This is a genomic window from Candidatus Thiodiazotropha sp. AKIB8, from assembly GCF_058244675.1.
On sequence record NZ_JBSYOO010000032.1, the window covers coordinates 1 to 5,261 of the forward strand.

The following is a 5,261-nucleotide window of genomic DNA, read 5'->3' on the forward strand; positions in this document are numbered from 1 at the left end:
GGAAGTGTTCCAGGTGGTACAAGCCTGCCAGAGAACTCTGACTTGCCTCTGCTGGGGCCTCTGCCGGCTACTGGCCTGCCTGCAGATCTGTTGCGCCGTCGTCCCGATCTTCAGGCGGCACTATTACGTTTGCGGTCTGCAGATGCCAGGGCGGCGGCAGCAGTGGCAGCACGCTATCCCCGTCTTGATCTCAGTGCCACTCTGACAACACCGGGCGTCAGCGGTGGGGTGTTTGATAACTGGCTTGGCAATATTATTGCCCAGCTGAGTGCGCCTCTGTTTGATGGTGGTCAGCGTCGTGCAGAAGTAACACGTACTCAGGCAGTTGTCGAAGAGTCACTGAATGACTATGCTCAAACGCTGTTGGAAGCCCTCGTCGAAGTGGAGGATGCGCTCGTCTCTGAAGCTGGTCAGCGACGCTATCTTGCTACTATCGATGCACAGCTAGATGCCTTGGGGACAGTAGCAACCCAGGAGCGCCAACGCTATTTCCAGGGTGATGCAGATTACCTTTCAGTACTTGATGCCTTGCGCTCCAGGCAGGCGCTTGAGCGTCAGCAATTGAGTGCCCGGCGTGAGCTGATCAGCTACCGAATTGATCTGGTCAGTTCCTTGGCCGGTGGCTGGTCGATGACCTCAGAGGATGATCCCCAATGAATCAGAAAACCCATGTGTCATCACTGACCGGGTATCTTAAACGGGCTGTGTTGCCGGTTGTGGTAATCGTAGTGGCTGCAGTTGCGGTAACTTATATGATGAATACAAGCAAACATGCGAAACGGGGGAAGCCAACCCGTGAGGCTCGCCTGGTTGATGTTGTTGAGGTTACCTCAGCTACAGTACCTTTGAGTATTGAAGCCTGGGGAACTGTTGAGGCGGCACGAGAGATCAATCTGCAGTCTCAGGTGGCGGGCGAGATTCGGGAAATCGGTAAACAGTTCGAACCTGGTGCTTATGCTGACAAGGGATCGCTGATGTTGCAGATAGATACAGCGGACTACGAGTCAACGCTAAGCCAGCGTCGTGCGGATCTGGTCAAAGCCAAGGCGGATCTGGCATTGGAGGTGGGTAAGGCAGCAGTGGCGGAGCAGGAGTTTGGTCTGCTGAGTCAGGAGGCAGTGCCTTCACCGGCACAGCGCCGTCTGATGTTACGTGAACCGCAACAGGCAACCGCCCGTGCAAGTGTAGCCTCAGCGGAGGCGATATTGGCCGCTGCAGAGCTGGATCTGACACGAACCCGGGTAACAGCACCATTCAATGCTTTGATTCTGGAACGTCTTACCGATCTTGGCGCGCGGGTTGCGGTTGGCGGGAATATCGCAACCCTGGTGGGCACTGACACCTTTTGGGTGGAGTTGGCACTACCTGCCGCTACGCTTCGTTGGATCGATCTAGCTAATCAGGACACCCCAGGTGCTGAGGTTTATATCTATCAGGACAAGGTGTGGGACAGAGGCTATTTTCGGCAAGGCCGCGTGATTCGACTGCGAGGCGACCTGGAGGAGATAGGCCGAATGGCCCGTCTGCTGGTTGAGGTGACTGACCCACTGGGATTGGAAGACCCATCCCAGCAGCCGCTGCTGATTGGCGCCTTTGTTCGCGCTGAAATCAAAGGGCGTGAGTTAAAGGATGTAGTTACCCTGGAACGGGGCTGGTTGAGAGATGATGACAAAGTATGGGTTATGGACAGAGATGACAAGCTCGCGATTCGTCTTCCGCAAGTGGTCTACCGGGGCGTCAATCAAGTGTTTGTACGGGGTGGCCTTGAACCAGGGGATCGTGTGGTTACCAGTGAATTGGCTGTGGCCGTTGAAGGCATGCCACTGAGACTTGCTCAGGAAAGAGCCAGGCCATGAGTGTTAACGAAGCCTGGAACAAAGGCCCCATCGCATGGATGGCGAGGAATTCAGTCACCTCGAATCTGCTGATGCTGGTATTGATCCTGGGCGGTCTGTTCATGACCACCAAGATTCAGCAGGAGGTATTTCCTGCCTTCGAAATGGATCGGGTCACAGTGAGTATTGCTTATCCCGGTGCTACCCCGGAAGAGGTGGAGCAGGGTGTGATACTGGCGGTGGAAGAGGCAGTGCGCAGTCTCGAAGGTATTGATGAGGTGCACTCCACAGCATCTGAGGGTAGTGCCTCGGTCACCATAGATCTGCTCACAGACGCCGATGCCCAGAAGCTCTATCAGGATGTGCAGCAGGCGGTGGCGCGGATCACGACCCTGCCATCAGAGACTGAGCGTCCCAGTATTACCCTGGATGTACATAAACATGGCGTTATAGATATCCAGGTCTATGGCGATGCCGATGAACAGGCTCTCTACCATGCGGCCCAGCGTGTACGGGAGGGTCTACTGCAACAATCCGGCATCACTCAGGTGGATCTTGAGGGTGCTCGCGATCTGGAAGTGCAACTATCAATCCCTGAAGCGGTGTTGCGTTCCCATAGTCTGACCTTGACCGAGGTGGCTCAGACAGTGCGGGCGATGGCTGTCGATCGTGCTGGCGGTACCCTCGAAACCCAGGGTGGTGAGATTCTGCTACGGGTAAAGGAGCGTCGTCAGTGGGCGACTGAATTTGCAGCCTTGCCCATTATCAACGGCGAAGGTGGCGTTCTGCTAAGGCTTGGGGATATAGCTGATGTCAGTGAAGGCTTTGCCGACAGCAATCGGATTGCAACCTTCGATGGTAAGCGCGCGATTGGTGTCAATGTCTCCCGGGTAGGGGAGCAGACGCCCCTCGGAGTTTCAAAAGCAGTCCGAGATGTGTTACCCGAAATTGAGGCCAACCTGCCACCGCAGATTGAGGTGGCGATACTCAGGGATCGATCTGAAATCTACCAGCAACGACTCCGTCTGCTGTTAAAGAACGGTTTTATGGGGTTGATGCTGGTACTGGTTTTGCTCAGTCTGTTTTTGGAGTTCAAACTGGCTTTCTGGGTGACTGTGGGTATTCCCACCGCTTTTCTAGGCGCATTACTGTTTCTGCCAGGGGTGGATGTCTCGATCAATATGGTCTCCCTGTTTGCCTTTATTGTTGCGCTGGGTATCGTCGTGGATGATGCCATCATCGCAGGTGAGAATATCTACGAATATCGCCAGCGGGGTATGGGATTTCTGGAAGCATCTATCCGTGGTGCTCAGGATATTTCCATACCAATCAGTTTCAGTATTCTAACCAATATCGTTGCATTTATGCCGATGCTGTTTATCCCTGGATCGTTCGGCAAGATCTGGGGGGTGATCCCACTGGTTGTGAGCAGTGTCTTCCTGATCTCCTGGCTGGAGGCTCTGTTTATACTACCGGCCCATTTAGCCCATGTGCGAGATAAGCGCAGTACCCGTTGGGGCGAAGCGTTACATCAGCGTCAGCAGCGATTCAGTCTCGCATTCCGTCATTTTGTCGAAGACTATTACGGGCCGTTCCTGCATACAACGGTTCGTCATCGTTATTTTACTGTGACCTGTGCATTGGCGATTTTGGCGGTGGTGATATCTCTTCCCCTGAGTGGACGCATGAACTTTATTCTGATGCCCAAGGTGGAGTCTGATCGTGCTGATACCCGAGTGACTATGCCAGTGGGTACGCCAATGGCACGGGTCGAAGCTGTGCGTGATCGTCTGCTTACTGCACTAGATAAGGTGGTTGAAGAGAATGGGGGGGAGAGGCTCAGCAAGGGGACATTTGCCCTGGTGGATGAAAATAAGGTCTCCGTTCGCGCCTATCTGCAATCCCCGGATGAGCGTCCCATCAGCACAGCGCAAGTGGCCAGGCTATGGCGAAAAGAGGTCGGTGTCATCCCCGGTACGGAATCAAGTCGATACGAGTCAGATCGGGGTGGGCCAGGCAGTGGTGCTTCGATCAGTGTAGAGCTCAGTCATCGGGATACAGTGATGCTTGATCAAGCCAGTAGTGCACTGGCGGAACGTTTGCAGCAGTTCTCCAACATCAAAGATATCGATGATGGTTTTACCCCAGGGAAGAGGCAACTTGATTTCAAGTTGACCGCCGCCGCGAGAAGCCTGGGGCTTACAAGTAATGAGATTGGCAGTCAGATCAGATCGGCATTTTATGGTGCTGAAGCCTTGCGACAACAGCGAGGTAACGATGAGGTCAAGATAGTGGTTCGGCTGCCTGAGAGTGAACGCAGTCGACTGTACGATCTCGAACAGCTGCTGATACGAACACCTGATGGCGGCTATGTGCCCCTTACCCAGGTGGCGGAATTCGAACAAGGCCGGGCCTTCACCAAGATCAGCCGACGTGGTGGTCGACGAACAGTTACTGTAACCGCCAATGTTGAACCGATCAGCGAGACAGCTCGGATATTAGCGGAGGTCAAAGAGACGTTGTTACCCGCACTGTTACGTGACTACCCTGGACTCAGTTACAGTTTCGAAGGACGCCAGGCAAGTATGCGGGATGCTGTGCGCAGTTTCTTTATCAGTGTCACTGGCGCCTTGATCATTATCTATGCGCTGCTGGCTATTCCCTTTCGCAGTTATATTCAACCTATGATCGTCATGAGCGCCATTCCTTTTGGTGCTGTCGGAGCGATACTAGGGCACCTGATAATGGGTTATAACCTCAGCTTGATCAGCGTCATGGGGATAATTGCTCTGGGTGGTGTGGTAGTGAATGACGCCCTGGTAATGATTGATTATGCCAATGCTCGTCGTAGTGAAGGATTGTCTGCATTTCAGGCGATGGTTGCTGCGGGTGTGCGTCGATTCAGACCGATTCTGCTGACTACGGTAACTACATTCGGAGGTCTTGCTCCGATGATTTTTGAGACTTCACGTCAAGCTCGCTTTTTAATCCCTATGGCTATATCCCTGGGTTTCGGAATTCTATTTGCAACTGCTATAACGTTGCTGCTTGTGCCAAGCCTATATGTGATTATGGATGATGTGGTAAGAGTGACAGGTCGTAAGGTAAAAGAGCAAGCAGAGGAAGAGCAGAATGAAGTGGTGTAGAAGTAATCAGAGGTTGCTTACTCACCCAGTTATTTCTTTAGTCTCGTGTTATATGACCTAAAGCTCCGGAGTAAATTCGAGCAAGGGCACGGCCCTGCTGCACCCGTCTTCTATTCACCTTGCTATGGTGGGGCATGGCCCCACCCTACCTGTGATTTGGAGTGCAGTGGGACAAGACCTTTGATTCGAAGCGTAGGGTGGGGCCATGCCCCACCTGTGATTTGGAGTGCAGTGGGACAAGACCTTTGATTCGAAGCGTAGGGTGGGGCCATGCCCCACC

3 protein-coding genes are annotated in these 5,261 nt (G+C 53.5%); all 3 read left to right on the forward strand.

Annotation, left to right across the window (positions count from 1 at the left end):
• The coding region (locus tag AC4IFB_RS09840; protein ID WP_490780067.1) for a TolC family protein at positions 1 to 657 on the forward strand (657 nt) is incomplete at its 5' end.
• The gene (locus AC4IFB_RS09845; protein WP_490780068.1) at positions 654 to 1,856 is read left to right on the forward strand and encodes an efflux RND transporter periplasmic adaptor subunit; all 1,203 of its coding nucleotides are present in this window, start codon (positions 654 to 656) and stop codon (positions 1,854 to 1,856) included. The genes AC4IFB_RS09840 and AC4IFB_RS09845, both read left to right, overlap by 4 nt.
• Positions 1,853 to 4,981 (forward strand): efflux RND transporter permease subunit, encoded by a 3,129-nt coding sequence (locus AC4IFB_RS09850; RefSeq protein WP_490780069.1) that lies wholly within the window; start codon positions 1,853 to 1,855, stop codon positions 4,979 to 4,981. Before AC4IFB_RS09845 ends, AC4IFB_RS09850 begins: the two co-directional genes overlap by 4 nt.
• Positions 4,982 to 5,261: the final 280 nt, after the last annotated feature.

Bases quoted from the DNA above. Each gene is read 5' to 3' on its own strand.
- AC4IFB_RS09845 (WP_490780068.1), top strand. From the start codon at position 654: ATGAATCAGAAAACCCATGTGTCATCACTGACCGGGTATCTTAAACGG.
- AC4IFB_RS09850 (WP_490780069.1), top strand. From the start codon at position 1,853: ATGAGTGTTAACGAAGCCTGGAACAAAGGCCCCATCGCATGGATGGCG.